The sequence below is a fragment of the Oleiphilus sp. HI0066 genome (assembly GCF_001635725.1).
In genome coordinates this window covers 1-1,406 of record NZ_LWFH01001450.1, presented here as the reverse complement: position 1 = coordinate 1,406, position 1,406 = coordinate 1, and the positions used below count along the sequence as shown (strand labels likewise).

Genomic DNA, 1,406 nt, shown 5'->3' with positions numbered 1-1,406 from the left:
TGGGAATACTATTATTTCTGCAGATTCCGACGGAAGAGTTTTTGCGGTCGAGGCATCGACAGGCAAAGAGCTTTGGGAAACGGAAAAACTTCTATACCGACGTTTAGGTGCTGTTACGACAATTCTAAATTATGGAGTGGTCGCTGATTTTGAGGGTTATGTTCATTTTCTTGATTTAAGCAATGGCGAACTTGTAGGGCGTGTTCGCCCCGATAGTGATGGCGTATTAGGACGCATCAAAGTCGTTGAATCCACACTCTACGTCTATACTCGTTCTGGCGATCTGTACACCTACGAATTAAATCTTTAAGCGGAATACGATTAAATGGTTCCTGTAATAGCTCTTGTAGGGCGACCAAATGTTGGGAAATCAACTCTCTTTAACCGGATGACAAAGTCGCGCGATGCGATTGTTGCTGACTATCCGGGGCTGACTCGTGACAGAAAATATGGCGAGGGTCACCATGGCGATAAGAAGTATATCGTTATTGATACGGGTGGTTTGACGGGAGACGAAGAAGGCATCGATATGGCGATGGCCGAACAGTCATATCTTGCGATTGAAGAAGCGGATTTGGTTCTGTTTGTTGTATCAGCAAGAGACGGCTTAACGCCCGCCGATGAGATCATTGCGAAGTCGATACGACAGTCAGGTAAGCCGTGCGAACTTGTCGTAAATAAAGTTGATGGGTTGAGTCAAGACGCAGTGGAAGCTGATTTTTATAAGCTTGGTATAGGAACCCATCACTTAACTGCAGCCTCACAAAATCGTGGAATCACGTCTTTGACTAGTGAGATTATCGATAACTTTCCAGAAGCTGATGAGGTGGAAGACCAAGAGCCTCATGGTTGTAGTATCGGAATCATTGGTCGTCCTAACGTTGGTAAATCAACCTTGGTGAATCGCTTACTGGGGGAAGAACGTGTCGTTGTTTTCGATATGCCTGGTACAACGCGAGACAGCGTTTATATTCCTTACGAACGTAGAGAGAAGCCCTACACCATAATCGATACTGCAGGTGTTCGTCGCCGAAAAAATGTAAAAGAGACGGTTGAGAAGTTTTCAATTGTAAAAACACTGCAGGCGATCGCTGACTCCAACGTAGTGGTATTAGTGATCGATGCTCGTGAGGGAGTTGTTGAGCAAGATCTTCATCTACTTGGCTTTGCAATGGATGCTGGACGCGCGATTGTTATTGCTGTCAATAAATGGGACGGCATGACTGGTGAAGAAAAAGACGCTGTAAAAAATGAGCTCTCTCGCCGATTAGTCTTTATGGATTATGCAAATACACACTTTATTTCTGCGAAGCACGGAAGTGGTGTGGGTGACATGTATAAGTCTATAGATCAGGCATACAAGTCAGCATTTGCTAAATGGCCAACAAAACGACTGACAGAACTGC

1 protein-coding gene and 1 pseudogene are annotated in these 1,406 nt (G+C 44.8%); both read left to right on the top strand.

Translation table 11 applies throughout. The features are described from left to right. Nucleotides 1–310, top strand: a pseudogene (locus A3738_RS22615) (PQQ-binding-like beta-propeller repeat protein); the annotation flags it as partial. Between the two features lie 15 nt (nucleotides 311–325). Next, nucleotides 326–1,406: ribosome biogenesis GTPase Der (gene der, locus A3738_RS22610; protein ID WP_082890111.1), on the top strand; the 1,081-nt coding region annotated here is incomplete at its 3' end.